Origin of the sequence: Micromonospora sp. NPDC049275 (assembly GCF_043197115.1) — a bacterium.
In the GTDB taxonomy this organism is placed as follows: Bacteria; Actinomycetota; Actinomycetes; order Mycobacteriales; family Micromonosporaceae; genus Micromonospora.
In genome coordinates this window covers 912,406-936,861 of sequence record NZ_JBICSN010000002.1, presented here as the reverse complement: position 1 = coordinate 936,861, position 24,456 = coordinate 912,406, and the positions used below count along the sequence as shown (strand labels likewise).

Sequence of the window (24,456 nt, the reverse complement as noted above, 5' to 3'; positions counted from 1 at the left end):
CCGTCGCCTGGCGTTACTGGCCCTGGTCGGGCTCCAGGCTGCCGATGGTCAGCCCCGCCGCGTCGGCGGCGGCGTCGCGCTCGCCCCGGGTCTGGTCCTCCCGGGTGAGCAGGTTGGCGTACTCGGTGACGTCGGCCGGGTCGGGCACCTCGGGCAGCCGGCGCAGGAACGCCTCGACCTGGCGGGTGGCGGCGGTGTGCGCGGCGGCGGCCTGGCGGAGCAGTTCCCGGTCGTCGGCGGGCGGGTAGAGATCGGTCATGTCCGCCAGATACCCGGGCAGTGGCGCTTCGCACCGCCGCCGGCCGAGCATTACCGGCGCGTGTTCTCGGCCGCCAGGCCGGTTGGCTGCCGGCCGGCCCGTCGGGAAGCGCCGCCGGACGGCACCGCACGGGCCGCCCGAATGGAAGAAGTGAATTGCTCTCATTGGTGCGAAATTGTTCTGGGTCCGCCGGGGACCTCACCCGGCGGCCATATATTTGTTCCCGTTGACAACTAAGAGCGAATGTTTCGGGTCGATTTCCGGATCGTGTCCATAGTCTGGGATAGACCGCAATCTGGGCCGGGTCCACCGGCCCTCCGGCACCTCTCCTTTCCTGCTCGCTGAGCAGGAACAACGGCCTTCCGCGGGCCGAGAGCACGGCATCGCCAGAAAGGCATCCGGCTTTATCGCTACAAACCGGATATCCCTCGGCGTGATGTTGCTTACAAGCCTCCCGCCTTGTCCCGGCCGCCGAACCCCTCGCATCCTTGCGGATAAGGAGGCGGACGACGCTTCCGAAAAGCGCTCGGGGGACGCGTTGATAGCCGAAACAGTTTTCGACCTACTGCCCGGACCACAATTCCTACATCTGCCCGGTATGGGCGCGCTACGCCACCTGTATCTGAAAATCGAAGGGCTCAATCCGGCCGGCAGCATCAAATTCACGGCAGCCCGCGGCATGATCGAAGCCGCCGAGCGAGACGGCCTGCTGCACGCGGATCCGGCCCGTCCGCCAAGCCGCCTGATCGAGTCCACGTCGGGGAACCTCGGAGTCGCGCTGGCAGGCCTCTGCGCCGCCCGGGGCTACGCGCTGACCTGCGTCGTCGATCCCAACACCAACCGGGCCGCGATCGCCACGATGCGATCGCTCGGCGCCGAGGTCGAGATGGTCACCGAGCGGGACGCCAACGGCGGCTTCCTCGGATCGCGGATCGCCCACCTGCGCGCCCGACTCGCGGCCGACCCCGGTCTGGTCTGGCTCAACCAGTACGCGAACCCGGCCAACCCGGCCGCCCACGCCGACCGGACCGCGCCGGAGATCCTCGGGGCCTTCCACCGGGTCGACTACCTCTTCATCGGCACCGGCACCGGCGGCACCCTGATGGGCTGCGTCCAGGCGTTCCACCGACACAGCCCGCACACCCGGATCGTCGCCGTGGACGCGCTGGGCTCGGTCACCTTCGGTGCCGCACCCGCCACCCGGCACGTTCCCGGCCTGGGCACCAGCCGCCGCCCCGAGATCGTGGACGTGTGCGCGCCGGACGACGTCATCCACGTCGCCGAGGCCGACACCGTCACCGAGTGCCGCCGCCTGGCCCGCTCCACCGGACTGCTGGCGGGCGGATCGACAGGCACCGTGCTGGCCGCCGTGCGACGTCTCTCCACAGTCATTCCCGCTCGCGCCACAGTCGTCGCCATCTCACCCGACCTCGGGGAGCGGTATCTCGAGTCGATCTACGACGACGAGTGGATCGCCAACCGGGGCCTCGCCGGCCCTACGGAGGAAAACACCGATGTTCTCGTTTGACGTGGTGCCCGGAAAGATCGTCAAAGGCATCCTGGAGTCGTCCGCGCCCGCCATCGTCGAGCTGGTCGAGGACGCCTACCTGCGCCACGACGACGGCCGCACGGTCAACCCGGACAGCTACTTCCTGCGCTTCCCCGACCGTCCGGACTCACGGATCATCGCGCTGCCCGCAGCCGCCGAGCTGGCGGACACCGAGATCGCGGGGATCAAGTGGATCGCCAGCTTCCCGGGCAACGTCTCCGCCGGGCTGCCCCGTGCCTCCGCCGTGCTGGTCCTCAACGACCTGGACACCGGATACCCGATCGCCCTGCTCGAGGCCGCCGGAATCAGCGCGGCGCGGACCGCGGCCTCGGCGGCCGTCGCCGCCCGCGCGATCGCCCGGCACCTGCCGCCGTCCGGCACCATCGGCATCGTCGGGGCCGGCGTCATCGCCCGTACGATCCTGCGCTTCCTGCACCTGACCGGTTACCCGAGCACCGACGTGGTGGTGCACGACCTGGACGACGAGTCGGCCGGCCGGCTGGCCGACTTCGCCGTCGTCGACCTGGGTGTCCGCGCCCGCCGTGGTGACCTCGACGCGGTGCTGGACTGCCAGACCGTGGTGACCGCGACGACCGCGCTGCGGCCCTACATCGACCGACCGTTGCGCGACGGCCAGCTGGTTCTCAACGTCTCGCTGCGGGACTTCACGCCCGAGGTCGTCCTGGGCGCGACGAACGTTCTCGACGACGTCGAGCACTGCATGAAGGCGAACACCTCTCCCCACCTGGCCGAGCAGCTGACCGGCAACCGGGACTTCGTGCACGGCACGATCGCGCAGTTCGTCCGGGGCGAACGGGTCCCCGAGGCGGGCCGCGGCGTGCTGGTGTCGCCGTTCGGGCTGGGCGTGCTCGACCTCGCGGTCGGGGCGTACGTGCTGGACTCGGCGCGACGCGACGGCACCGCGATCGCCATCCCCGAGTTCTTCGGCGAGACGAGCCGCTGGTGACCGCGCTGCGCATCGCGGTGGTCGGGTGTGGACCACGCGGGCTCTCGGCCGTCGAGCGCGTGTCCGCGTACGCCCACTCCGCTTCCGACCGGCCGGTCGAGCTGACAGTGGTCGAGCCGGGCGTGCCCGGCGTCGGGATCCACCACACCGACCAACCGGACTATCTGCTGCTCAACACCGTCGCCGGCCAGCTGACCATCTTCTCCGACGAGGCGATGGTGCCGGACGCTCCGGTCACCGCCGGGCCGGACCTGTTCCGCTGGTGCCGCGAGCGGGGCGTCACGGTGCCGACCCCCGCCGGGCCGCGCGGGATCCGGTTCGACGACTTTCTGCCCCGGCGGCTGCTCGGCGAATACCTCACCTGGGCGGCCGGCGAGCTTCTCGCCACCCTGCCGGCAAACGTCCGGTTGGATCTGCGCAGGCGGGTCGCCACGGCCGTCGAGCCGGCCGGCGCCGGTGCCCGGGTCACGCTCGACGACCGTACCGAACTCGTGGTTGATCTGGTCATCGTCACCACCGGCCACGGTGTCGCGGCGGAGCCCGGCGCGACGACGGATCCGGCGTGGATCGGCGATCCCTATCCGCTTCCGTCCTCGCTCGACGGCGTGGGGCCGGCGATGACAGTCGGCGTGCTCGGCGCGGGGCTGACCGGAATGGACGTCGTCGCGGCGCTCACCGTGGGCCGGGGCGGGCGGCACGAGAGGGGCCGCTACCTGCCCTCCGGTCGGGAGCCGCGGATCGTGCTTGTCAACCGCACCGGCTGGCTGCCCGCCGCGCGGCCCCGGCTGCCCCGCTCGCGCGTCCCGTCGGTCGCCCGGCACCTGACCCGGGACGCGGTGGCGGAGCTGCGCGCCCGGGCCGAGCACGGTCGGATCGACCTGTGGCGCGACATCGAGCCGCTGGTGCTGGCCGATGTGGAGCACGGCCTGGACGCGGCCGGCCGGCGCACCGTGCGACGACTGCTCGGGCCCTCCGGCACCTGGGACGACCACGCCGAGTGGCGTGGTCAGGTTCTCGAACAGGCCCGCTACGACCTGGGCGAGGCCGAGCGCGGCCTGGGCGAGAGCCCGCTCAAGGACCGCCTCGAGCTGCTGCGCGATCACCGCGAGACGCTGCGCCGGGTGGTCGACGAGCCCGGTCTGACCGACAGTGGTCACCGCGACTTCTTCCGGGTGTTCACCGCGATGGTCAACCGGGCGGTGATCGGCCCGCAGCGCGAGCGGATCGCCGAGGTGCTCGCGCTCGCCGAGGCGGGTGTGCTCGACCTCGGTCCGGGACCGGCGCCCGGGCAGGTCCGCACCGCGACCGGTTGGGAGCTGCGCTCGACCGCGCTCAAGCAGCCGATGGTGACCGAGGTGGACGTGCTCGTCTCGGCGAATCTCGGACAGCCGGCGGCCGGACCGCTGCTCGGCTGGGCACGGCCGGGACGCGGCGCGGGTGAGCTGGACCTGACCCGGGACGGCTACCTGCGTACCCCCGCCGGGTCGGTGACCGCCGTCGCGGTGTTCGGGCCGCCGGCGGAGGGAGCCAGCTACTACAACCACTACGTACCGTCGCCCGGGGTCTGGTCCCGGGCGCTGACCGATCTGGATCGCGTCCTGGCGAACCGGATGGCACCCATTCGATGAGGAGCAACAACATGTCGCTGTCCCCTGACACCCTGGTGGCTCGGGCGCTCGGTGGGCGCGCGTCCGACACCGGCGCCTTTCCGGCGCCCGTCTCGTTGGGCGTCACGTACGTTCGGGACGCCGACTACCGGCTGCCCGCCGCGATGGCCTACCAGCGCGACCAGGGCAGCCCCGGTTTCGCCCAGGTCGAGCAGCTTCTCGCCGAACTCGAACACGGGACCGACGCGCTGCTGATGTCGTCCGGGATGGCCGCCTGCACCGCGGTGTTCCAGGCGCTGCCGGCCGGCTCGCGGGTGGTCGTCCCGCAGGTCATGTACTTCGGACTGACGAAGTGGCTGCGGACCTTCGGCGTCGACCAGGGCCTCGACGTCGTCGAGGTGCCGACCGGTGACCTCGACGCGATAGGCGCGGCGCTGCGGGCGGCGCCGACCGCGCTGCTGTGGATCGAGACGCCGGCCAACCCGACCTGGGCGGTGACCGACGTGGCCGCCGCGGCCGACCTGGCCGCCACGGCGGGCGCCGTGCTCGCCGTCGACAACACGGTGCCCACCCCGGTGCACACCAACCCGTTGCGACTCGGGGCCGGCATCGTCATGCACTCCTGCACGAAATACCTGAACGGGCACGACGACGTGGTGGCCGGCGCGCTGGTCACCGACGGGTCGGTGCCCGAACTGTGGTCGCGGATCCAGTTGCAGCGCCAACTCGCCGGGCAGGTGCCGGGCAGCCTCGAGGCGTACCTGCTGCAACGCGGGATGCGGACGCTCACCGTACGGATGCGCGCGATCTCGCAGTCGGCACTGGCCTTCGCGGAACACTTCAGCGAGCACCCCGCGGTCGAGCGGGTCGCCTATCCGGGCCTGATCTCGGATCCGGGCCACAAGGTCGCGCAGAGCCAGATGACCGGCGGCTACAGTGGCATGCTCTCGGTGTTCCTGCGCGGGGGGCGCGAGGTCGCTCTGGAGACCGCCAAGGCCACCGAGCTGTTCCTGCCGGCCACGTCGCTCGGCGGCACCGCCAGCCTGATCGAGCACCGGTTCACCTTCGAGGGGCCGGGCAGCCGATCCCCGGAGAACATGGTGCGGATCTCGATCGGCCTGGAGGACACGGCCGAGCTGATCGCCGATCTCGATCAGGCGATAAGCCGGGCACGGACGGTAGCGTGACCAGCACTATGCAGAAACTTCCACTCTCTGCGGTCGTGGCCGGTCTGATCGCGGTCCTCGTCTCGTACTCCGGACCCTTCGTGGTCGTGCTGGCCGCCGCCCGGGCGGCCGGCCTGTCCGAGGCGCAGACCACCTCCTGGGTCTGGGCGATCTCCATCGGCAGCGGCCTGACCTGTCTCGTGCTCAGCGTGATCACCAAGCAGCCGGTGATCACCGCCTGGTCGACGCCGGGCGCGGCGCTGCTGGTCGGCTCTCTCGGGGCTTACCACTACTCGGATGCGATCGGCGCGTTCCTCTTCGCCGCGCTCGGCATGACGATCATCGGCCTGTCCGGCCTGTTCGGGCGGATGCTGGCGAAGGTGCCGACAGGCATCATCTCGGCGATGTTGGCCGGCATCCTGCTGCCGTTCGCGCTCGGCGCCTTCCAGGCCCTGCCCAAGGCGCCCGCGATCGTGCTCGCCGTGCTGGTGGCCTATTTCATCGGCCGCCGCCTGCTCGCCCGGTACGCCGTCCTGCTGGCCCTGCTGGCCGGCACCGTGGTCGCGGCGCTCAGCCACGACCTGCACCTGGGCGGTGCGAGCTTCGCCGTCGCGGTGCCGCACCTCACCGTGCCGACCTGGGACCTGTCCGCCCTGGTCGGCATCGGCCTGCCCCTGCTGGTCGTCACGATGGCCTCGCAGAACGCGCCGGGCCTGGCCGTGCTGCGTGCCTCCGGCTACACCCCGAACGACCGGTTGCTCCTGACCGGCACCGGTCTGGCGTCGGTGCTGCTCGCCCCGTTCGGTAGCCACGGCATCAACCTGGCCGCCATCACCGCTGCCATCTGCACCGGCGAGGAGTCGCACCCCAACCCGCGCAAACGATGGGTGGCCGGCGCCGCCTGCGGGGTGTTCTACCTGATCTGCGGGCTGCTGGGCACCGGGTTGGTGCAGTTCTTCACGGCACTGCCCAAGCCGCTGGTCGCCGTGGTCGCCGGGGTCGCCCTCTTCGGGGCGCTGCTCGGGGGCCTGGCCGGGGCGCTGGAAGACGTACCGGCCCGTGAGGGCGCATTGGTCACGCTGGCCGCCACGGCGTCGGGCATGACTGTCGCGGGCATCGGGTCGGCGTTCTGGGGCCTGATCGGCGGCGTCGGAGTCCACCTGGTGCTGACCCTGTGGCGACGGAGGCCTCCGGCCACGCCGTCGCCCGCGGTCGAGCCCGCGCCCGCACAGGAGCCGGTGGGGTCGAGGTGAGCCGAGCGCCCGGGCCGGCCGGGGCCCGGGCGCCGACGGTGGCCTGACCGACTCAGACCCCGCTGGGCTGCCGGACGCCGAAGCCCGGATTGCGCACCAGCCAGTCCAGGTAGGTGGGGTGCGGGGCCAGCGAATCGGTGTACGCCGCCTTCGCCGTCGCCAGCAGCAGCTCCGCGTCAGCGGCGGCGGGCGAGTCCGGGTGCCAGCCCAGCAGCAGCCGCCAGCGCAGCGGAACACCTGCCAGTCGCCGGGTGACCAGACCGGCGACCGGACGGAACGTCGCCTGGCAGAGGGCCACCGCCACGCCCGCCTCCACCAGGTCGACGCAGCCGCGGATGTCGGTCTCGTACACCTTGCGGGGGGTGAAGCCGGCACGGGCGCACGCGGCGGCGAAACAGTCGCCGAAGCAGCCGTCGCCCGGCGCGGCCACCCACTGCTCGTGACCCAGGTCCGCCAGGCGCACCTCGGCCCGCTCCGCGAGCGGGTGGGTCTCCGGCAGCAGCACCAGCACCGGGTCGATGGCCACCTCGCGCCAGCTCAGCCCGAACGCGGCCGACGGGGTGGCGTCGCCGCACACGCCGGTGAGGGCGAAGTCCAACCGCCCGCCGGCCACCAACTGCGCCAGCTCGTCCACCGACCACGAGGCGTACGTGGTGATCTGCGCCGGTGGCTGCTCGGCTGCCAGCCGATGCACCAACCGGCCCAGGATCGGGCTGTTCACGCCGCCGAGGCGGTAGCAGCGGGGCGCCGCCCCCGCGCCGGCGAGCCGTGCCGCCTCGTCCTGCAGGCCCTTCATCGCCGGCAGCAGCACCCGGGCACGGGCGAGCACCAGCTCACCGAGCGCCGTGGGCCGGGCGCCGCGCCGGTCCCTGTCGAACAGCGGCCCGCCCAGCGTCCGCTCGATCCGCTGGAGCTGCGCGGTGAGCGCCGGCTGGGCGAGCCCCAGCGCCGACGCCGCCTTGGTCACACTCCCTGTCTCCGCGATCGCGCAGACCACCCGCAGGTGTCGCAGCTCCAGATTCATACGGTGACGGTAGGACTACGCCGCAGCCTGCGGAAGAGGCCGAGCGGATCGGTGAGATTGAATGCAGTGTGCGGTGCGGCAGGCGCAATCAGTCGCGCGGCGGCTCCGGCAGGTCCGCCAGGTACGTCGGTCGCCGCGTCACCGCGTCACGGACCTTGTCCACGACACCCACCGCCGGCTCCACGATCCGGTTCCACGGCGGCGTCGCCGGGGTGCCCGGGTGCGGCCGGGTCGGCGCGGCCTCCTCGGCGATCTCCAACCGGTTGCCCAGCCGGATCAGCTCCTCCGAGGTGGCCACCGCGCTCAACTCGGCGACCAGCGCGCCCACCCCGTCGACGTGGCGGCGGACCCGCTCCGCGACGTCGGTAAGGGTCTCGTCGGAGAGCCCCTTCAGGGCGGCCAGCAGCGCGACGTCGGCGTCGATCTCCGCGTCCACCCGGCCGGACTCGGCAGGCAGCGCCGCCCGCACCGCCGGCAGCAGGTACTGCTCCTCGGCGGAGAGGTGCCGCGACAGCGCGGCGGTGAGCACCGCGAGCCCCTCCTGCGGCGTGGCGTCCGGACCGGTCAGCTGGTCCACGAGAGCCAGCAGCTGCCGGTGTTCGCGGTCCACGATGTCGGCGACGCTGCGGCCACCGGGCCGGTAACCCGCCTCGGGCGCGGGCGCGGGCGGCAACGGGGGCAGGGGGACGGCGGACATGGTGCCCTCCTCGACTGGCGGGCGGAAGCGCCGGCAGGGGATGTGCGGTCGCGAGCGGCGGTACCCGAACCCGGACGCCGCGAAACCGGCAGGCGGATCCGCGGACCTGGATGCCCGGCCCCGTCACGCCGGTGCGCCGGCCCGCCGGTCACCGGGGGCTGGTATGAAGGGGCGATGACGAGCGACGCCGCCTCCGCCCGACCGGACCCCACCGCGGAGGTCGTGGACCTCTGCCGCGACCTGCTGCGCATCGACACCACCAACACGGGGGACAACGACACAAGCGTCGGTGAGCGCCGCGCGGCCGAGTACGTGGCCGAGAAACTCGCCGAGGTGGGCGTCGACTCGGTCCTGCACGAGTCCGCCCCCGGCCGGGCCAACGTGGTCGCCCGCATCCCCGGCGCCGACCCCAGTCGTGGCGCGCTGCTGCTGCACGGCCACCTGGACGTGGTGCCCGCCGACGCCGACGAGTGGTCCGTGCACCCGTTCTCCGGCGAAGAGCGCGACGGCTACCTGTGGGGCCGCGGCGCCATCGACATGAAGGACTTCGACGCGATGGTGCTCGCCGTGGTGCGGCACTGGCAGCGCACCGGCGTACGGCCCCCGCGCGACATCGTGCTCGCGTACACCGCCGACGAGGAGGCGGGCAGCGACTACGGCGCGCGTTTCCTGGTGGAGAACCACCGCGACCTCTTCGACGGCTGCACCGAGGCGATCGGCGAGGTCGGCGGCTTCTCCTACTCGGTCAACGACAGCCAGCGGCTCTACCTCATCGAGACCGCCGAGAAGGGCATCGACTGGCTGCGCCTGCACGCCAAGGGTCGCCCCGGGCACGGGTCGATGGTGCACGACGACAACGCGGTCACCGCCCTCGCCGAGGCCGTGGCCCGCATCGGCCGGCACCGCTTCCCGGTGGTGGTGACCGACACCGTCCGGGCGTTCCTCGATGAGGTCTCCGACCTGCTCGGCATCGAGCTGGACCCGAACGACCCCGAGACGGCCATCGCCAAGCTCGGCCCGATCGCCAACATCATCGGGGCGACCATCCGCAACACGGCCAACCCGACCCGGCTGGGCGCCGGCTACAAGGACAACGTCATCCCCGGCCGCGCCACCGCCACCATCGACTGCCGCAGCCTGCCCGGCCAGTCCGAGCTGCTGGAGCGGCAGCTACGCGAGCTGGTCGGCCCGGACATCGCCATCGAGTACATCCAGCGGCAGCCCGCGCTGGAGACCACCTTCGACGGCGACCTCGTCGAGGCCATGTCGGCGGCACTGCGCGCCGAGGACCCGGGCGCCCGGCCGGTGCCGTACATGCTCTCCGGCGGCACCGACGCCAAGGCGTTCTCCCAGCTCGGCATCCGCTGCTTCGGGTTCGCGCCGCTGCGGCTGCCCGCCGACCTGAACTTCTCCGCGTTGTTCCACGGCATCGACGAGCGCGTTCCGGTCGACGGACTACAGTTCGGCGTGCGGGTTCTCGACCGGTTCCTCCGCAGCTGCTAGCCGTTTTCCATCGTGAAGGGACTGCCCCACATGACCGACCAGCACGGTGAGCTGGACGCCGCTCTCGAGCGGGTGATCGAAGCGGCCCGCCACCACCTGGCCGCCGTACGCGCCGCGCAGGGCCGCGTCGACGACGACGACGTCTGGCAGGCGTACGTGGCGTTGAACAACGCGTCCTTCGCCTACGACGAGCAACTGCTCGACGCCTTCGGTGAGGTGACGCCGTGGGACGTCGACTCGATCGACCCGGACGAGGCCGACGAGCGCTTCGGCGGCGAGGGCGCCGAGGCCAGCGACCCCCACCCGCGGGTGATCTCGGTGCGTCAACGCCGCGACTACCGGGTGCCGAGCATCTCGGCGCTGCTGCGGGCGGCCGAGGCGGCCCGGCGCGAGGGCACCCCGGAGGACGACGAGCCGGCGCCGGTGGAGGGTGTCGGCGAGGCGGTGCTGGAGCTGCTGCAGAGCGGCGATGGCTCGCTCGGCGCGCTGGACGTTCCCGAGCTGGAGCCCCTCGACGGGGTGGTCATGGTCAGCGAGGTGGGCACACCTGTGGACCTGGAGTCGTTCGACGACGACGACGCCGTCGGCCCGTTCCAGCCGGCGAGCGACGACCGGCTCGTCGGTCGACTCGACGAGCATCCGTTCCTGGAGCTCGACGACGACCACGACCACGCCGGGCACCAGCACTAGAGCCGACGCCCTGGCATCAGGAGACGCGAGCCCGGGGCCCGAACCGTTCGCGGTTCGGGCCCCGGGCGTGTCACCGCCCGTCCGGGCCTCTCGTCAGTACGACAGGCCCGGCTGCGGCTGGTTGACCCGCCGACGGCGCAGCATGACCTGCCGCGTGCCGTCGCGGAACAGCCGCACCCGTGCCAACTCCCATCCGGAGAACTCCGCCTGGATCGCCAACTGCGCCGCGGCGGTCAACCGGTCGACGTTCGGCGGCAGCCGCAGTGGCGCGTACTCGTAGTCCATGCCCCCCATGCTGCCCAGCCCAGCAGCCGTTCGCCACCCCCTCCGGGGTGACCAACGCCGCTGCCGCGCGTGGTTCCTGCCGCATCGGGCGTCCACGGGTGGTCTCCGCCGCGCGCAGCCGCCCGCGAATCCGGGAAGCGCCGCTCCGGTGAGCGTGCGCAGGTCAGCCGTCGCGCTCCGGATAGCCGATGGGCACCGACGAGACGTCGTCAAGCGCGGTGGTGATCTCGTCGGGCAGTGTGATCCGCTCCACCTGCAATGCGCCGAGCAACTGCCCGACCGTCCGGGCGCCGAGGATCGGCGCGGTCACCCCCGGCCGGTCCCGGATCCACGCCAGCGCCACCTCGAGCGGCGACACCCCGAGGCCGCCGGCCGCGGTCGCCACCGCCTCCACGATGCTGGAGCAGCGCGGCTCCAGGTACGTGGAGACGAACCGCTCGAAGTGCGGCGAGGCGGCCCGCGAGTCCGCCGGCCGGCCGTGCCGGTACTTGCCGGTGAGCACGCCCCGACCCAGCGGCGACCACGGCAGCACCCCGAGGCCCAGCGCGTCGCACGCCGGCAGCACCTCCCGCTCCACGCCCCGCTCCAGCAGCGAGTACTCCACCTGGGCGGCGACCACAGGCGCCCGGCCCGGCCAGGCGGTCTGCCAGGCGGCGGCCCGCGCGGTCTGCCAGCCGGAGAAGTTCGACACCCCCACGTAGCGGACCTTCCCGCTGGCCACCGCGTGGTCCAACGCCGCGAGGGTCTCCTCCAGGGGGGTGTCCGGGTCGTACCCGTGCACCTGGAACAGGTCGACGTGGTCCGTGCCGAGCCGGCGCAGCGACGCCTCGAGGGTGCGCAGCAGGTGGCCCCGGGAGCCGTCGCGACGCCTGCCGCTGCCCGGCCGCAACCCGGCCTTGGTGGCGATCAACAGCTCGTCGCGCGGTACGAGGGTGCCCAGCAGCGACCCGATCACCGACTCGGCGTCGCCGTCGCCGTACACGTCGGCGGTGTCGATCAGGTTGCCGCCCGCGTCCAGGTAACTCTTCAGCTGGGCGGCCGCATCGTCGGCGTCGGTGTCCCGGCCCCAGGTCATGGTGCCGAGCGCGAGCCGCGAAACCGCCAGCCCGCTTCGGCCGAGCGGTCGCTGTTGCATGGGTGAACCTTATTTCGAACCCGCCGCCACGGATATCCTCGCTCCCGTCATCTCTGCCGGTTCTGCCGGTTCTGCCTCCGGCGGGCACCGCGACGGACAGGGGATCATTGGCGGTGAGCCGGTGATCGGGTCCGTTTTCGGCATTGCGTAACCTGGTGCGACCTGTGCCACGGATGGGGGAGGACCAGTGCGACTCGGGCTCAACCTTGGATACCAGACGGCGTGGAGCACACCCGCCGACCACCTGGCGCTGGCCCAGGAGGCGGATCGTCTCGGCTACTCGGTGGTGTGGGCGGCAGAGGCGTACGGCTCCGACTCGCCCAGCATGCTCGCCTGGATGGCCGGCCAGACCGAATGGATCGACGTCGGCGCCGCGGTGATGCAGATCCCCGCCCGTACGCCGGCGGCCACCGCGATGACCGCCGCCACCATCGACGCGCTCTCCGGTGGTCGGTTCCGCCTCGGCCTCGGCGTCTCCGGCCCGCAGGTCTCCGAGGGCTGGCACGGTGTGCGGTTCGCCAAGCCCCTCGCCCGGACCCGCGAGTTCGTCGACATCGTCAAGCTGGCCATCGCCCGCAAGGAGGTGGCGTACGACGGCGAGCACTACACGCTGCCGCTGCCGGACGGCCCCGGCAAGGCCCTGCGGCTGGGCTTCCACCCGCCCCGCGAGCACATACCGATCTACCTGGCCGCGGTCGGCCCGAAGAACCTGGAGCTGGCCGGCGAGATCGCCGACGGCTGGCTGGCCGTGTTCTACGCCCCCGAGTTCGCCGACGAGCACCTCGCCGCCGTGACCGCCGGGCGGGCCAAGGCCGGCAAGGAACTGGCCGGCTTCGACGTGGTGCCCTCCGTGCCTGTCGTCATCGGCGACGACGTGGCGTCCTGCGCCGAGCTGGTGCGCTGGTACGCCGCGCTCTATGTCGGCGGCATGGGCAGCCGGACGCAGAACTTCTACAACCAGCTCGCCACCCGGATGGGTTACGGCGACGCCGCCCGCGAGGTGCAGGACCTGTACCTGGCCAAGCGGCAACGCGACGCCGCCGCCGCGGTGCCGATGGAGTTCATCGACCGCACCTCACTGCTCGGCCCGAAGGAGCGCATCGCCGAACGCATGCGGGAGTACGCCGCCTCCGGCGTCACCACGCTGTCGGTGACCCTGTTCGTGGCCGACCGGGACAGCGGCGTGCAGACCCTGCGTACCGTCGCCGAGGCGCTCGACCTCTCCGGAGTCGGCGAGTGACCTGGATCGAGGCCATCGTCCTGGGCATCGTCCAGGGGCTGACCGAGTTCCTGCCGGTCAGCTCGTCGGGGCATCTGCGGATCACCTCGGCGATCTTCTTCGAGCGCGACGCGGGCGCGTCGTTCACCGCCGTCACCCAGCTCGGCACCGAGGCGGCCGTGCTGATCTACTTCGCGAAGGACATCTGGCGGATCACCCGCACCTGGCTGGTGGGGCTGCGTGACCGCTCGGTGCGCTCCAGCCTCGACTACCGGATGGGCTGGTACGTGATCGTCGGCTCGATCCCGATCGGGCTGTTCGGGTTCCTCTTCAAGGACCAGATCAAGACCGCCGGGCGCAACCTGTGGGTGGTGGCGACCACCCTGATCGTGTTCGCGTTCGTGCTGGCGTTCGCCGAGTACTGGGGCCGGCAGACGCGCACGCTGGAGAACTTCCGGATGAAGGACGGCATCGTGATGGGCTTCGCCCAGGCCATGGCGCTGGTCCCCGGGGTGTCCCGCTCCGGCGGTACGCTCACCGCCGGCCTGCTGCTCAACCTGACCCGGGAGGCGGCGGCGCGCTACTCGTTCCTGCTGGCCATCCCGGCGGTGGTGATGTCCGGGGTGTTCAGCCTCGGCGACGTCTTCGAACCGTCCGCCCCGGGCACGTCCGTGCCCACCGTGGCCCAGACGATCGTGGCCACCGCCATCGCCTTCGGCATCGGGTACGCGGCCATCGCCTGGCTGCTGCGCTACGTCGCCCACCACACCCTGTACGTCTTCGTGCTGTACCGGGTCGCGCTGGGCACCCTGGTCCTCGCCCTCCTGCTGACCGGCACGATCACCGCCACCTGACCCGCCCGCCCGGCCCGTCCGATCACCCGCCGGCGATCGCCCGGTCGCCCGCTGGGCCCGCTCGGTCCGGTCGGTCCGCTCGGTCGCTGGGCCCGCTCGGTCCGCTGGGTCCGCTCGGTCCGCTGGGCCCGGTCGGTCGCTGGGCCTGGTCGGTCCGCTGGGTCCGGTCGGTCGCTGGGTCCGGTCGGTCCGTTGGGTCGGGTCGGCCGCTGGGCCCGGTCGGCCGCTCAGCCCGGTCGGCCCGGTCGCCCCGGGCCGGGTCCCGTCTGCCGAGATCTTGGACAGTTTCCGTTCGGGCCGAACGGAAACTGTCCAAGATCTGAAGCCAGACAGCGTGCGAGCCGGACCCGGGCGAGCCGCAACCGGCGTGAAGCCGAACCCTGCGCGCACGGCACGACGCCGCACCCTGGGCACGGCACGACGCCGCACCCTCCGGTAAGCCGGGCTTGGGCGCAGCCGGGCTTGGGCGAGCGGGGGTGGGTGGGGTCGGACATGCCGCTGGCCGGCACCCGGGTTCGGGTGCCGGCCAGTCGGTCGGGTCGTGCGGTGGGTCAGCTGTTCCAGTGCTGGGTGACGAGGTCGGTGGCCTGCTGCTCCCACTGGGCGTACGCGTCCGGGTACGCGGAGACCTGCACGGTCTGCGCGGCCTCGGTCAGCGGCATGTCCTGCCAGCCGTCAACCTGACGCAGGCCCTTGAGGAACGCGGTCGTGGAGTACTCCGGGTTGGTGATCTGCTCCGGCGTACCCCAACCACTGGACGGGCGCTGCTGGAACAGGCCCAGCGAGTCATGGTCGTTGGCGTCGCCGAGGTGACCCAGGTTGTCCAACTTCGACTCCTGCAGGCTCGTCGCGATGGAGATGACCGCGGCGCGCTCGGGCAGGCCGGCCTTCTTCGTGGCGGCGATGATCGCCTTGGCGTTGCCGGTCTGCTCGTCGTTCAGGTCGATGTGCGACTGGTCGCCCTGCGGCTTCGGCGCCGTGGTCTGCACGACGGCGACGGGCTTGGCATCCATCGTCGGCGTGGCGGCGTGGGCGGCGATCGGGCCGGCGAAGACACCACCGGCGAACGCGAGACCAGCAACGGACAGCATGCTCTTACGGAAGATCGTGTTCATGGGGGTAGCTCCTTCGGGGGTAGGAACACCCGCATCACCAGGGGGGCGGTGACGGGGGTGTGAGCACCTCGTCCGGCGCTGCACAGTTCACGGGGAAAGTCTTCGAGATCGGCGGCCTGCGAGCGGGGGACTCGTGGCGCCGGGACCGTGTGTAACGACCGCCGGACGGGAGTCATTCCCGGGTTCCTCAGCGGGACCTGTCGGCGGGTACACGGTCGTTCGGGGGTCTGCAACGACCCGGCCGGGCCGGCCATTCCCACCCTCACGACGGGGGCGGGTGGCCGTGGTCCTGCGATCGTCAGGGTGTGTAACGACCCCCGGCCCGCCACGATTCCGGGCCACGGGTGCACCCGGTCACAGCCCAGACGCCCCAGAACCGGACAAAGGCCCTGGTGGTGCCCGCTCGGCGGCCGCCGTCGGGCGCTCATCGGGTGATCCACTCGGCTTCGGCGAAACCGGGCTGTCCGGGACGTATGGACACCCCGGTTTCGGTGAACGCGAGTCGATCATCCCGACCCCGGCCCGACGCCGCAGGATGGGCGGGCCGGAGCCCACAGCGGTCGGGGGTGCGGCGCAGGCCCTAGGGTGATCGGTGTGGCGACCCTTCTGCTTCTGCGACACGGCCGTACCACGGCGAACGCCGACGGCGGCCTGGCCGGTCGGCAGCCGGTCGAGCTGGACGACACCGGGCGTGCCCAGGCCGTCGCGGTGGGCGAACGGCTGCGGGCGGTGCCGCTGGCCGCGGTCGTCACCAGCCCGCTGATCCGCTGCCGGCAGACCCTGGAGCTGGCGTTGCCGCAGGCCGCGCCGGTCGTCGAGGACGGGCTGATCGAGTGCGACTACGGCAGCTGGGAGGGGCAGCCGCTGAAGAAGCTCGCCAAGGAGCCCCTCTGGCCGGTGGTCCAGCAGCACCCGAGCGCGGCGGTCTTCCCGCAGGGGGAGGCGATGGCGGCGATGGCGGCCCGCGCGGTGGCGGCGGTTCGCGCGTGGGACGCCCGGGTGAGCGCGGAGCACGGGTCCGAGGCGGTCTGGTTGGCGTGCAGCCACGGTGATGTGATCAAGGCCATCGTGGCGGACGCGCTCGGCGTACACCTGGATGCTTTTCAGCGGATCGTGGCCGACCCGGCGTCGGTGACGGCGATCCGGTTCACGCCGCTGCGACCGTTCCTGGTCCGGCTCAACGACACCGGCGGTGACCTCGCCGCGCTGGTCCCGGCGCCGCGCAAGCGGCGGCGGCGGACGGCCCGGGCGGCCGACTCGGACGCCGCCGTCGGCGGCGGGGCGGGTGCGACCCGGTGAGGCGCGCGACGGCAGCGTCCCCGGTCCGGGAGGCGTCGGCGAACGTCGGAAAGGCCGCCACGCCCGGGTGTGGCGCCCACTACACCGGGCGCGCCGCCCCTGCGGCGAATCGGGTCGGTGGGGTGCGCGACGCCCTGGCGGGCCGGATAGGGTCGTGGGTATGACCCACCAGGTGCACGCCTTCGAACCGCCGGAGCGGTTCGTCGCCGGGACTGTCGGGCCGCCGGGGGAGCGCACGTTCTTCCTGCAGGCCCGCGGCGGCGGCAGGCTGGTCAGCGTCGCGCTGGAGAAGGTCCAGGTCTCTCTGCTCGCCGAGAAGCTGGAGGAGCTGCTCACCGAGGCGCAGCGTCGCTTCGGGGTCGACCTGCCCGAGCTGGCGCCGGTCATCGGCGACAACGAGCCGCTGGACACTCCTGTCGACGAGGAGTTCCGGGTCGGGACCCTCGGGCTGGCCTTCGACGTGGACACCGCGACCGTGGTGATCGAGGCGATCGCCGCCGGCGAGGTGGAGCCCGAGGTCGAGCTGGGCGACGAGGACGACGACGAGGCCGACGAGGACGAGGACGAGGAGCCCGACGAGGACCTGGACCGCCTGCGGGTCCGGCTCACCCCGCAGGCCACCCGCCAGTTCATCGAGCGGGCCCGGCGCGTCGTCAACGCGGGTCGGCCGCCGTGCCCCCTGTGCGGCCAGCCGCTGGATCCCGCCGGGCACCTGTGCCCGCGGCACAACGGTTACCACAGGTGACCTTGTCCGGCCTGGAGCCTGTGCGCGACGGTGACGCCGCGCTGCGGCTGCTGCGCGACGGCACGCTCGACCTGGAGGGTCGGCTGGTCGACGCGTCGAACACCACCCTGCGGGGCATCCTGACCCTCGACGGCGTCACGGCCCGCTGTGTCTACAAGCCGGTGCGCGGGGAGCGCCCGCTGTGGGACTTCCCGGACGGCACCCTCGCCGGGCGGGAGGTGTCGGCGTTCCTGGTCTCCGCTGCCACCGGCTGGGGTCTGGTGCCGCCCACAGTGCTGCGCGACGGGCCGTTCGGTCCCGGCTCCTGCCAGCTCTGGATCGACGAGCCGGACGACGCCGAGCCGCTCGTCGGGTTCGTGCCGGCCGACGAACTGCCGCCACGCTGGTTCCCCATCGCCGCGGCGCGGGACGACGACGGCGTCGCGTACGCCCTCGCGCACGCCGACGACCCCCGGCTGGCCCGCCTCGCGGTGCTCGACGCGGTGATCAACAACGCGGACCGCAAGGGCGGCCACGTGCTTGTCGGCGCGGACGACCGGATCTACGGCGTGGACCACGGGGTGAGCTTCCACGTCGAGGGCAAGCTGCGGACGGTGCTGTGGGGTTGGGCCGGCAAGCAGTTGCCGCCGGACGCCGTGGAGATGCTCGACGGGCTCGCCGGGGAGGTCGCCGGGGCGCTCGGGGACGAGCTGGCGGATCACCTGACGATCAGTGAGGTCGCCGAGTTGGCTGCCCGCATCGACGTCCTGCGGGAGACCTGTCGCTTCCCGCAGCCGCCGGAGGACTGGCCGGCGGTGCCCTGGCCGCCCATGTGAGCGCTGTCATCTTGATCACCCGTGGGGCGGCCCGGTGCCGCCTGAGGGCTGGTTAGGCTGAGGTCATGGAGTCTTGGGCGGGACACGAGGTGCCACGGCTGCCGGGCAGGGGCGAGCCGTTGGCGTTGTACGACTCGGCGCGGCAGGGTGTCCACCCGAGCGAGCCGGACGACGCGGGAAGCATGTACGTCTGCGGCATCACCCCGTACGACGCGACCCACCTCGGCCACGCCGCCACCATGATCACGTTCGACCTGGTGCAGCGGATGTGGCGGGACGCCGGCCGTCCGGTGCGCTACGTGCAGAACGTCACCGACATCGACGACCCGCTGCTGGAGCGGGCCGCCCGCGACGGCGAGGACTGGGTGGTCCTGGCGATGCGGGAGACGGCGCTGTTCCGCGAGGACATGGAGGCGCTGCGGATCATCCCGCCGGAGCACTACGTGGGCGCCGTCGAGTCGATCCCGGACATCGCCGACAAGGTCGAGGTGCTGCTCAAGGACGGCGCCGCGTACCGGCTCGACGACGGCACCGGCGACGTCTACTTCGACATTTCCGCCACCGGCCGGTTCGGCTACGAGTCCAACCTGACCCGCGAGCAGATGCTGGAGATCTTCCCGGAGCGCGGCGGCGATCCGGACCGCGCCGGCAAGCGCGACCCGCTCGATCCGCTGCTGTGGCGGGGGGCCCGCGAGGGTGAGCCGTCCTGGCCGGGCGGGGAGCTGGGGCCGGGCCGACCGGGCTGGCACATCGAGTGCGCGGTCATCGCGTTGAACCTGCTCGGCGACCGGATCGACGTGCAGGGCGGCGGCAACGACCTGCTGTTTCCGCACCACGAGGCGTCCGCCGCGCACGCCGAGCGGTTGACCGGTCAGGCGCCGTTCGCCGAGCACTACGTGCACGCCGGGATGATCGGCCTGGACGGCGAGAAGATGTCCAAGTCCCGCGGCAACCTGGTCTTCGTGTCCCGGCTGCGCGCCGACAAGGTCGACCCGATGGCGATCCGGCTGGCGTTGATCTCCGGGCACTACCGCGGTGACCGCACCTGGACCGGCGAGCTGCTCACGGCCGCGCAGGAGCGCCTGGACCGCTGGCGGCGGGCCGCCGCCGCGCCCGCCGGGCCGTCCGGGGCCGAGCTGCTGGCCGGGGTACGCGAACGCCTGGCCGACGACCTGGACACTCCGGGCGCCCTCGCCGTGGCGGACCGGTGGGCCGACGCGGCACTGTCAGGCGCTGCCGATGACGCGGGCGCCCCGGCGCTCTTCGCCCAGACGGTGGACGCCCTCCTGGGCGTCCGTCTCTAGCCGCCGTGCGGTGATCGACTCGGTTTCCGGGAAGTCGCGGTGTCCGACCGCGCGCGACGCACCGATTTCCCGGAAGCCGAGTCGATCAACGCGTCACGGAATGAACGCCACCTCGGGGAAGGCCCGGCTCGCGCCGCTCAGGAGGTGGCCGCCCCGGTGCCGCAGGTGCAGGTCGAAGAACGCCAGCGGGTACGCCTGCCCGATGCGGACCGCGCGGGCGGGGTCGAGATTGCCGATCAGGCCGACGAGTTCCTCGTCGCTCATCCCGATGACCCGTGCCAGTTGCGGAATCAGCCACTGGTTGTCGCCGTAAGACGCGTGGATCGCTTCGGCGGCCTGGATGTTGAGTCGCCATCCGCGGAGGTGCCTGAAGAACTCGGCGACGGCGGGCTCCGCGGCCCGGGTGGACTCCGCCGTCATCAGCATGAACGGCCGGTACAGGTCGGCGGTGGGCATCGGCTGTGACACCATCGGGCCGTCCAGGCTCAGCCCCGCCCGGACGCGTCGGTCGGTGCCCATGGTCAGGGCCGTCGCGGTGCCGCCCTTCGACCAGCCGAACATGCCGATCCGGCTCAGATCGAGGGCTGCGCCCAGCCCGGCCGGTAACGGCGCGCCGTCGACGTCGGGGTTGGCCCCGGCGGCCAGGTCGGCGATCTGGTCGAGGACGAATCGAACATCGCGGGTGTAGGTCCACGGCGTGGAGTCGAAGTCCTCCTCCTGGACGGTGACTCGGCCGTCGGGGAATTCGCTGAACCCGTCGTACGTGTGGTCCACCGTGACCACCACGTACCCGTGGCTGGCGAGTTCCTGCACCACGATTGTGGTGTCCGACCGGTGGCTGCCGGCGCCGTGCGAGTACAGCACCACCGGCAGCCGTCGGCCCGGGCGCCGCCGCAACACCGGCGCGCCCTCGTGCCCGGCGGTCAGTGGTGCCAGCACGGCGTCGGGGTCGAAGCCGGCGGAGCCCAGCAGCATGCGCATCGAGGCGGGGGTCATCCACGGGGCGCGTGGGTAGCGCCGCTCGTTGCGGGCGGGATACCAGACGCTGACCATCAACTCCCGGAACCGCCCCGGCCCGGCCAGCGGTTCCGGCTGTGACCGGTCGACCAGGTGCAGCGGCACCGTGCCCACGGGGTACGGCCCGGTCGGCCGGGGCAGAGTGAGCCGGACCGGACCCGAATCGGCGGTGGCCGCCGTGGCGCGGCCGGCGATGCCGAGCGGTACGCCGACTCCCACCGCCAGCGCCGCTCCGACAAGGCCACGGCGCGTCATTCCCTGTGCACCAACGGGTTTCACGGTTGGCATTGATCCTCCCCTGGGTTGCTCGACGCCGGAACGGAACGCTCCGGCCATCGATATACTCGCAGTATATATACTGAGTGTATATACGCAACTGTGCGGCGCTCTTCGATGATGAAGACATCAGTGCTCCGATGGTGGAGACACCGGGCCCGCCCGTGGCTGGGCGGGACGGACCCCCGTGCGGCACCGGATGCGGTCCGCGCACGTCGGCTGGCCGTCGGTCACCTGTCGGCGGTCGGTGCCGTCTCCGCTTGTTCGACCTGCTGGATGAGTTGCTTGAGGTGGGCGATCTCGTCGCGCAGGGCTGCCTGACCGGCAGCGGTGAGAGTCACCCAGGTTCGTGGGCGCCTGCCCTCGTAGCCCTTCTCGATCTGAATCAGCTCGGCCTTCTCCAGGACGGTCAGGTGCTGCCCGAGGTTGCCCGCGGTCAGCTGCAGGGTGGTGCGCAGGAAGCCGAATTCGACCTGGCGGGCCTGGTGAGCGATGGCCAGGATGCCCAGCCGGACGCGCTGGTGGACCACGTCGTCGAGGCCGTTGGTGGGGTGGTCGGTCATCGCCCCGGAGCCTCAGTGGTCGGCCGGAGCAGGGCGAAGGCGGCACTGCCGAGCAGCAGCAGCGCCGCCGGGACGAGCAGGTGCGGCAGGAAGAACCACCGCGAGGTCGAGTGGATGATCTGGCCGCCCTGCACCATCACGATCGCCAGGTAGACGAGGCTGTACGCCAGCAGCGCCCAGTTGCGTTCGACCCGCGCGAGCACCAGCAGCGCCAGCGCGATGACCGCGATGGGACTGACCAGCCCGTTGATGAGCCACGCAGCCGGCCCGACCTCGATCTCGACCGGGTCGGTGGAGAAGGGGTCGGCGGGGACGGGGATGAGTGGGTGGAACGTCAGCCAGATCGACACGCCCGCCATCAGAACGGCCAGCGCGACGCCGACGACGACGTACGGGCGGATCGCGGTGCCCACGCCACGCCGTCGGGACTGCCGTACGTAGAAGCCTGCGATCGCCGCGTAGGCGAGCACCAGCGCGACCGTCCAGTATCCGAGCTGCGCCGGATTGGGCGCCATACAGACCGTGTGCTGGGGGCGGGATCGGCAGGTGTCGAACAGGTCGAGGTAGGGGGCGTACCGGTAGACGGGTATCGCGACCAGGGTGATCACCGCGAAGACCAGCAGCGGAAACCAGGTGCCGCGCTGGGCGACACGGACCTGGCGTGTCAGGTCGCGCACGGCCGCCAACAGCTCGTGAGGCCCGTCCGCCTGGGGGACGGATTCGTGTGTCATGAAGTTAGCTTTGCATTACAGACCTATCCGTGCAAGAGAGTGGGCGGCATTTCGCGGGCCGTGCCAACTGTGACCGCGCCGCCTACCGCGAACGCAAACCAGGCGGGACGCGGGTTCGACAGGCGGGTTGACCACCGACCACCGAGCTGCCCTCGTCCGGGTCGAGGCGCTGGACTGGCTACGCGTCACGGCCGACGGCCGCGAACGCCTGCCCGATGACCTGGAACCCCCGGCGCCCGGCGGCCGACCGGTGGGTCGACGCGACCCTGGCGGGCGCTGCCGACGAAGCTGGCGCCCCGGCGCTCTTCGCCCAGACCGTTGACGCACTCCTGGGCGTCCGCCTTTAGGCACCTGTCCCGGCGGACGGCACGCGCCGTAGCGCCCCACGTGCCTCGCCGTGATCGACTCAACTTTCAGGAAGTCGGGGTGTCCAGGCCGGTGCAACCCACCGACTTCCAAGAACCCGAGTCGATCACCGGGTGGGCCGGGGTGGGTGGGCGGGGGTCAGCCCAGGACGAGACCGGGGTCGGGTTCCGGGTCCGGGGTCGGGCCGGGGATCCGGTACTCCTCGGTGAGGGTGGTCATCGGGCCGGGCCAGGTCGCCTGGGCCACCTCGATGGGTTTGCGGTTCGCGTCGTACGCCACGTGCAGCAGGTGCAGCACCGGGGTGTCCGGCCGGATCTGGAGGGTCTCGGCCTCCTCCCGGCTGGGCTGGCGAGCGCTGATCGTGTCGGTCGCCGAGACGTACCGCCTGCCGGTGGCCTCCTCGGCCTCCTGGTAGAGCGGCCGGCCGAACGCCTCGGCGCGCTCCAGCGAGGTGCCGGCGGTGTCGGTGGGCAGGAACCAGGAGGCGCCGACCTCGACGGGGGAGTCGTCGGTGCGGACGAGGTGGCGGCGGCAGAGCAGGTCGGTGCCGTCGGACACGCCGAACGCGTCGGCGACCTCGGCGGGGGCGGGGGAGCGGCCGACCGAGACGAGCTGCTGGCGGTACCGGGCAGCCAGGTCGGTGTGGTAGCCGCGGAAACCGCCGTACCGGCCCCGGGAGAGGCGGTTGAGTCGGCGCCGGGTGCCCCGGACGTACGTACCGGAGCCGGGCTTGGTGATCAGGATGCCCTCGACCCGCAGTTGGTCGACGGCGCGCTGCACGGTCTGCTTGGCGACGCCGAACATCTCGGCGATGGCCGGGATCGACGGCAGTCGTTCGCCCGGACCCCAGTCGCCGCGACGGACCTGGGCCTTGAGCTGCGCGGCGATCTGCCGGTGGGGGAACTCGGCCGCGCCGGGGTTGATCTGCACACCCGCCTCCTTGATCACATCTAGGTTCCTAGGATGCCCTAGAGGGTGTGACGCCGCCACCCCGGACACGCGAAAACGGGCCCCCGGACCACAGAAGGTCCGAGGGCCCGCGGCGAAACAGTGCTACCAGGAGCCGGCGGTGGGACCGGCCGAGCCGCCCCGACGGCGGAGGTACTTCTCGAACTCCTGGGCGATCTCGTCACCGGTCAACGGGGTGATTCCCTCGTCGCCGACGCGTTCCTCCAGCTCACGGACGTACTCACCCAGCTCGGCGTCCTGCTCGGCGGCGCTGCGCACCCGCTGCTCCCACTCGGCGGACTCCTCGGCCAGGTCGGCCATCGGCACCGGCAGGTCGACGACCTCCTCGACCCGGTGCAGCAGCGCGAGAGTCGCCTTGGGGCAGGGCGGATTGTTGGCGTAGTGCGGCACGTGCACCCAGAACGACACGGCGTCGACCTCGGCGCGGGCGCAGGCGTCGTGCAGCACACCGACGATGCCTGTCGGCCCGTCGTAGCGGGTCGGGGTGAGCTGGTAGCGCTCCGCGGCCTGCGCATCGGAGGCGCTGCCGCTGATCGGCAACGGCCGGGTGTACGGCACGTCGGCCAGCAACGCGCCGAGCAGCACCACCCGTTCCACCTCCAGGCTGTGGCAGATCTCCAGAACCTGCTCGCAGAACGTCCGCCACCGCATGCTCGGCTCGATGCCCCGGATCAGCACCACGTCGCGCTCGGTGCCCTCGGGGCTCGCCACCATGAACCGGGTCGTCGGCCACTCCACCCGGCGGGTCTCCCCGTCGGCCATGGTGATGGTGGGCCGGCTGACCTGGAAGTCGTAGAAGTCCTCCGGGTCCAGCTCGGCGATCTGCCGCGCGTTCCAGACCTGTTCCAGGTGCTCGACGGCCGCTGTGGACGCGTCGGCGGCGTCGTTCCAGCCCTCGAATGCGGCAATGGCCACGGGGGACCGCAGTACCGGCAGTCCGTCGAACTCGGTCACGCCGTCACCTCACCCTGCTCGTCGCGGCCGACACCGGGACCGCGCCCGGTCGTCGGGCCGTGGTGCACGGTGGCGTCCCTGTTGTCCTTCACGT

General features: G+C 72.1%; 24 protein-coding genes. 13 read left to right on the top strand and 11 right to left on the bottom strand.

Features of this window, described 5'->3' with window-relative positions; translation table 11 throughout:
• Window positions 1–13 precede the first annotated feature (13 nt).
• Complete coding sequence (locus ACGFIE_RS09785) at window positions 14–259, bottom strand: hypothetical protein (RefSeq protein WP_266241928.1); 246 nt, start codon at window positions 257–259, stop codon at window positions 14–16.
• A gap of 598 nt (window positions 260–857) precedes the next feature.
• Between ACGFIE_RS09785 and sbnA the strand changes: the two genes are divergently transcribed.
• From sbnA to ACGFIE_RS09760, 5 genes are read left to right on the top strand one after another with little or no spacing between them, the layout of a single operon-like run.
• On the top strand, window positions 858–1,787 hold the full coding sequence (sbnA, locus tag ACGFIE_RS09780) for a 2,3-diaminopropionate biosynthesis protein SbnA (protein ID WP_393292920.1): 930 nt from the start codon (window positions 858–860) through the stop codon (window positions 1,785–1,787).
• Window positions 1,774–2,775 carry a 2,3-diaminopropionate biosynthesis protein SbnB gene (sbnB, locus tag ACGFIE_RS09775; protein WP_393292918.1) on the top strand — a complete coding sequence of 334 codons (1,002 nt, stop codon included), beginning with the start codon at window positions 1,774–1,776 and terminating at the stop codon, window positions 2,773–2,775. Before sbnA ends, sbnB begins: the two co-directional genes overlap by 14 nt.
• Entirely contained in the window at window positions 2,772–4,403 is a 1,632-nt protein-coding gene (locus tag ACGFIE_RS09770; protein ID WP_393292916.1) for an FAD/NAD(P)-binding protein, read from the top strand. The genes sbnB and ACGFIE_RS09770 overlap by 4 nt, the downstream gene beginning before the upstream one ends.
• An 11-nt stretch (window positions 4,404–4,414) precedes the next feature.
• Window positions 4,415–5,569: a trans-sulfuration enzyme family protein gene (locus tag ACGFIE_RS09765; protein WP_393292914.1), complete on the top strand. Its 1,155-nt coding sequence runs from the start codon at window positions 4,415–4,417 to the stop codon at window positions 5,567–5,569.
• An 8-nt stretch (window positions 5,570–5,577) separates the two neighbouring features.
• Window positions 5,578–6,801 carry a benzoate/H(+) symporter BenE family transporter gene (locus ACGFIE_RS09760; RefSeq protein WP_393292912.1) on the top strand — a complete coding sequence of 408 codons (1,224 nt, stop codon included), beginning with the start codon at window positions 5,578–5,580 and terminating at the stop codon, window positions 6,799–6,801.
• Window positions 6,802–6,853: 52 nt separating this feature from the next.
• Here ACGFIE_RS09760 and ACGFIE_RS09755 read toward each other — a convergent pair whose 3' ends face one another.
• Both ACGFIE_RS09755 and ACGFIE_RS09750 read right to left on the bottom strand, forming a co-directional pair.
• Window positions 6,854–7,825: a LysR family transcriptional regulator gene (locus ACGFIE_RS09755; protein ID WP_363685731.1), complete on the bottom strand. Its 972-nt coding sequence runs from the start codon at window positions 7,823–7,825 to the stop codon at window positions 6,854–6,856.
• Between the two features lie 88 nt (window positions 7,826–7,913).
• Window positions 7,914–8,522, bottom strand: a complete 609-nt coding sequence (locus ACGFIE_RS09750; RefSeq protein ID WP_363685733.1) for a hemerythrin domain-containing protein — start codon at window positions 8,520–8,522, stop codon at window positions 7,914–7,916.
• 174 nt (window positions 8,523–8,696) lie between these two features.
• Here ACGFIE_RS09750 and ACGFIE_RS09745 point away from each other — a divergent pair, with 174 nt between their 5' ends.
• Window positions 8,697–10,025 carry a M20/M25/M40 family metallo-hydrolase gene (locus ACGFIE_RS09745; RefSeq protein WP_393292910.1) on the top strand — a complete coding sequence of 443 codons (1,329 nt, stop codon included), beginning with the start codon at window positions 8,697–8,699 and terminating at the stop codon, window positions 10,023–10,025.
• 30 nt (window positions 10,026–10,055) lie between these two features.
• Window positions 10,056–10,715 (top strand): hypothetical protein, encoded by a 660-nt coding sequence (locus ACGFIE_RS09740; RefSeq protein ID WP_266241932.1) that lies wholly within the window; start codon window positions 10,056–10,058, stop codon window positions 10,713–10,715.
• Between the two features lie 93 nt (window positions 10,716–10,808).
• Here ACGFIE_RS09740 and ACGFIE_RS09735 read toward each other — a convergent pair whose 3' ends face one another.
• On the bottom strand, window positions 10,809–11,000 hold the full coding sequence (locus ACGFIE_RS09735; protein ID WP_039906151.1) for a DUF5703 family protein: 192 nt from the start codon (window positions 10,998–11,000) through the stop codon (window positions 10,809–10,811).
• Between the two features lie 163 nt (window positions 11,001–11,163).
• A complete protein-coding gene (locus ACGFIE_RS09730; RefSeq protein WP_393292908.1) occupies window positions 11,164–12,135 on the bottom strand; it encodes an aldo/keto reductase in 972 nt (323 codons plus the stop codon).
• Window positions 12,136–12,322: 187 nt separating this feature from the next.
• Here ACGFIE_RS09730 and ACGFIE_RS09725 point away from each other — a divergent pair, with 187 nt between their 5' ends.
• Together ACGFIE_RS09725 and ACGFIE_RS09720 are read left to right on the top strand one after the other, a co-directional pair.
• Window positions 12,323–13,375 (top strand): LLM class F420-dependent oxidoreductase, encoded by a 1,053-nt coding sequence (locus ACGFIE_RS09725; RefSeq protein ID WP_393292906.1) that lies wholly within the window; start codon window positions 12,323–12,325, stop codon window positions 13,373–13,375.
• On the top strand, window positions 13,372–14,208 hold the full coding sequence (locus tag ACGFIE_RS09720; RefSeq protein ID WP_007459784.1) for an undecaprenyl-diphosphate phosphatase: 837 nt from the start codon (window positions 13,372–13,374) through the stop codon (window positions 14,206–14,208). The genes ACGFIE_RS09725 and ACGFIE_RS09720 overlap by 4 nt, the downstream gene beginning before the upstream one ends.
• A gap of 551 nt (window positions 14,209–14,759) precedes the next feature.
• On the opposite strand, the gene ACGFIE_RS09715 is transcribed toward ACGFIE_RS09720, so the two are convergent.
• The gene (locus ACGFIE_RS09715) at window positions 14,760–15,323 is read right to left on the bottom strand and encodes a hypothetical protein (protein WP_393292904.1); all 564 of its coding nucleotides are present in this window, start codon (window positions 15,321–15,323) and stop codon (window positions 14,760–14,762) included.
• Between the two features lie 585 nt (window positions 15,324–15,908).
• Here ACGFIE_RS09715 and ACGFIE_RS09710 point away from each other — a divergent pair.
• The 4 genes from ACGFIE_RS09710 to mshC all read left to right on the top strand — a co-directional run bounded on the left by ACGFIE_RS09710 (window position 15,909) and on the right by mshC (window position 19,486).
• Complete coding sequence (locus ACGFIE_RS09710; RefSeq protein WP_393292901.1) at window positions 15,909–16,622, top strand: MSMEG_4193 family putative phosphomutase; 714 nt, start codon at window positions 15,909–15,911, stop codon at window positions 16,620–16,622.
• 160 nt (window positions 16,623–16,782) lie between these two features.
• Window positions 16,783–17,367: a DUF3090 domain-containing protein gene (locus ACGFIE_RS09705; protein WP_363689530.1), complete on the top strand. Its 585-nt coding sequence runs from the start codon at window positions 16,783–16,785 to the stop codon at window positions 17,365–17,367.
• Entirely contained in the window at window positions 17,364–18,182 is an 819-nt protein-coding gene (locus tag ACGFIE_RS09700) for an SCO1664 family protein (protein ID WP_393292898.1), read from the top strand. Before ACGFIE_RS09705 ends, ACGFIE_RS09700 begins: the two co-directional genes overlap by 4 nt.
• 65 nt (window positions 18,183–18,247) lie before the next feature.
• Window positions 18,248–19,486: a cysteine--1-D-myo-inosityl 2-amino-2-deoxy-alpha-D-glucopyranoside ligase gene (mshC, locus tag ACGFIE_RS09695; RefSeq protein ID WP_393292896.1), complete on the top strand. Its 1,239-nt coding sequence runs from the start codon at window positions 18,248–18,250 to the stop codon at window positions 19,484–19,486.
• A gap of 93 nt (window positions 19,487–19,579) precedes the next feature.
• On the opposite strand, the gene ACGFIE_RS09690 is transcribed toward mshC, so the two are convergent.
• The 5 genes from ACGFIE_RS09690 to ACGFIE_RS09670 form a co-directional block, all read right to left on the bottom strand.
• On the bottom strand, window positions 19,580–20,758 hold the full coding sequence (locus ACGFIE_RS09690) for an alpha/beta hydrolase family protein (RefSeq protein WP_393292894.1): 1,179 nt from the start codon (window positions 20,756–20,758) through the stop codon (window positions 19,580–19,582).
• A gap of 251 nt (window positions 20,759–21,009) precedes the next feature.
• On the bottom strand, window positions 21,010–21,342 hold the full coding sequence (locus ACGFIE_RS09685; protein WP_393292892.1) for a winged helix-turn-helix domain-containing protein: 333 nt from the start codon (window positions 21,340–21,342) through the stop codon (window positions 21,010–21,012).
• Window positions 21,339–22,073 carry a hypothetical protein gene (locus tag ACGFIE_RS09680; RefSeq protein WP_393292890.1) on the bottom strand — a complete coding sequence of 245 codons (735 nt, stop codon included), beginning with the start codon at window positions 22,071–22,073 and terminating at the stop codon, window positions 21,339–21,341. The genes ACGFIE_RS09685 and ACGFIE_RS09680 overlap by 4 nt, the downstream gene beginning before the upstream one ends.
• A 504-nt stretch (window positions 22,074–22,577) precedes the next feature.
• Entirely contained in the window at window positions 22,578–23,369 is a 792-nt protein-coding gene (locus tag ACGFIE_RS09675) for a GntR family transcriptional regulator (RefSeq protein WP_393292888.1), read from the bottom strand.
• Between the two features lie 123 nt (window positions 23,370–23,492).
• A complete protein-coding gene (locus ACGFIE_RS09670) occupies window positions 23,493–24,362 on the bottom strand; it encodes a PAC2 family protein (RefSeq protein WP_007459801.1) in 870 nt (289 codons plus the stop codon).
• Between the last annotated feature and the right edge of the window lie 94 nt (window positions 24,363–24,456).

Bases quoted from the DNA above. Each gene is read 5' to 3' on its own strand.
- ACGFIE_RS09785 (WP_266241928.1), bottom strand. From the start codon at position 259: ATGACCGATCTCTACCCGCCCGCCGACGACCGGGAACTGCTCCGCCAG.
- sbnA (WP_393292920.1), top strand. From the start codon at position 858: ATGGGCGCGCTACGCCACCTGTATCTGAAAATCGAAGGGCTCAATCCG.
- sbnB (WP_393292918.1), top strand. From the start codon at position 1,774: ATGTTCTCGTTTGACGTGGTGCCCGGAAAGATCGTCAAAGGCATCCTG.
- ACGFIE_RS09765 (WP_393292914.1), top strand. From the start codon at position 4,415: ATGTCGCTGTCCCCTGACACCCTGGTGGCTCGGGCGCTCGGTGGGCGC.
- ACGFIE_RS09760 (WP_393292912.1), top strand. From the start codon at position 5,578: ATGCAGAAACTTCCACTCTCTGCGGTCGTGGCCGGTCTGATCGCGGTC.
- ACGFIE_RS09755 (WP_363685731.1), bottom strand. From the start codon at position 7,825: ATGAATCTGGAGCTGCGACACCTGCGGGTGGTCTGCGCGATCGCGGAG.
- ACGFIE_RS09750 (WP_363685733.1), bottom strand. From the start codon at position 8,522: ATGTCCGCCGTCCCCCTGCCCCCGTTGCCGCCCGCGCCCGCGCCCGAG.
- ACGFIE_RS09745 (WP_393292910.1), top strand. From the start codon at position 8,697: ATGACGAGCGACGCCGCCTCCGCCCGACCGGACCCCACCGCGGAGGTC.
- ACGFIE_RS09740 (WP_266241932.1), top strand. From the start codon at position 10,056: ATGACCGACCAGCACGGTGAGCTGGACGCCGCTCTCGAGCGGGTGATC.
- ACGFIE_RS09735 (WP_039906151.1), bottom strand. From the start codon at position 11,000: ATGGACTACGAGTACGCGCCACTGCGGCTGCCGCCGAACGTCGACCGG.
- ACGFIE_RS09730 (WP_393292908.1), bottom strand. From the start codon at position 12,135: ATGCAACAGCGACCGCTCGGCCGAAGCGGGCTGGCGGTTTCGCGGCTC.
- ACGFIE_RS09715 (WP_393292904.1), bottom strand. From the start codon at position 15,323: ATGAACACGATCTTCCGTAAGAGCATGCTGTCCGTTGCTGGTCTCGCG.
- ACGFIE_RS09705 (WP_363689530.1), top strand. From the start codon at position 16,783: ATGACCCACCAGGTGCACGCCTTCGAACCGCCGGAGCGGTTCGTCGCC.
- mshC (WP_393292896.1), top strand. From the start codon at position 18,248: ATGGAGTCTTGGGCGGGACACGAGGTGCCACGGCTGCCGGGCAGGGGC.
- ACGFIE_RS09690 (WP_393292894.1), bottom strand. From the start codon at position 20,758: ATGACGCGCCGTGGCCTTGTCGGAGCGGCGCTGGCGGTGGGAGTCGGC.
- ACGFIE_RS09685 (WP_393292892.1), bottom strand. From the start codon at position 21,342: ATGACCGACCACCCCACCAACGGCCTCGACGACGTGGTCCACCAGCGC.
- ACGFIE_RS09680 (WP_393292890.1), bottom strand. From the start codon at position 22,073: ATGACACACGAATCCGTCCCCCAGGCGGACGGGCCTCACGAGCTGTTG.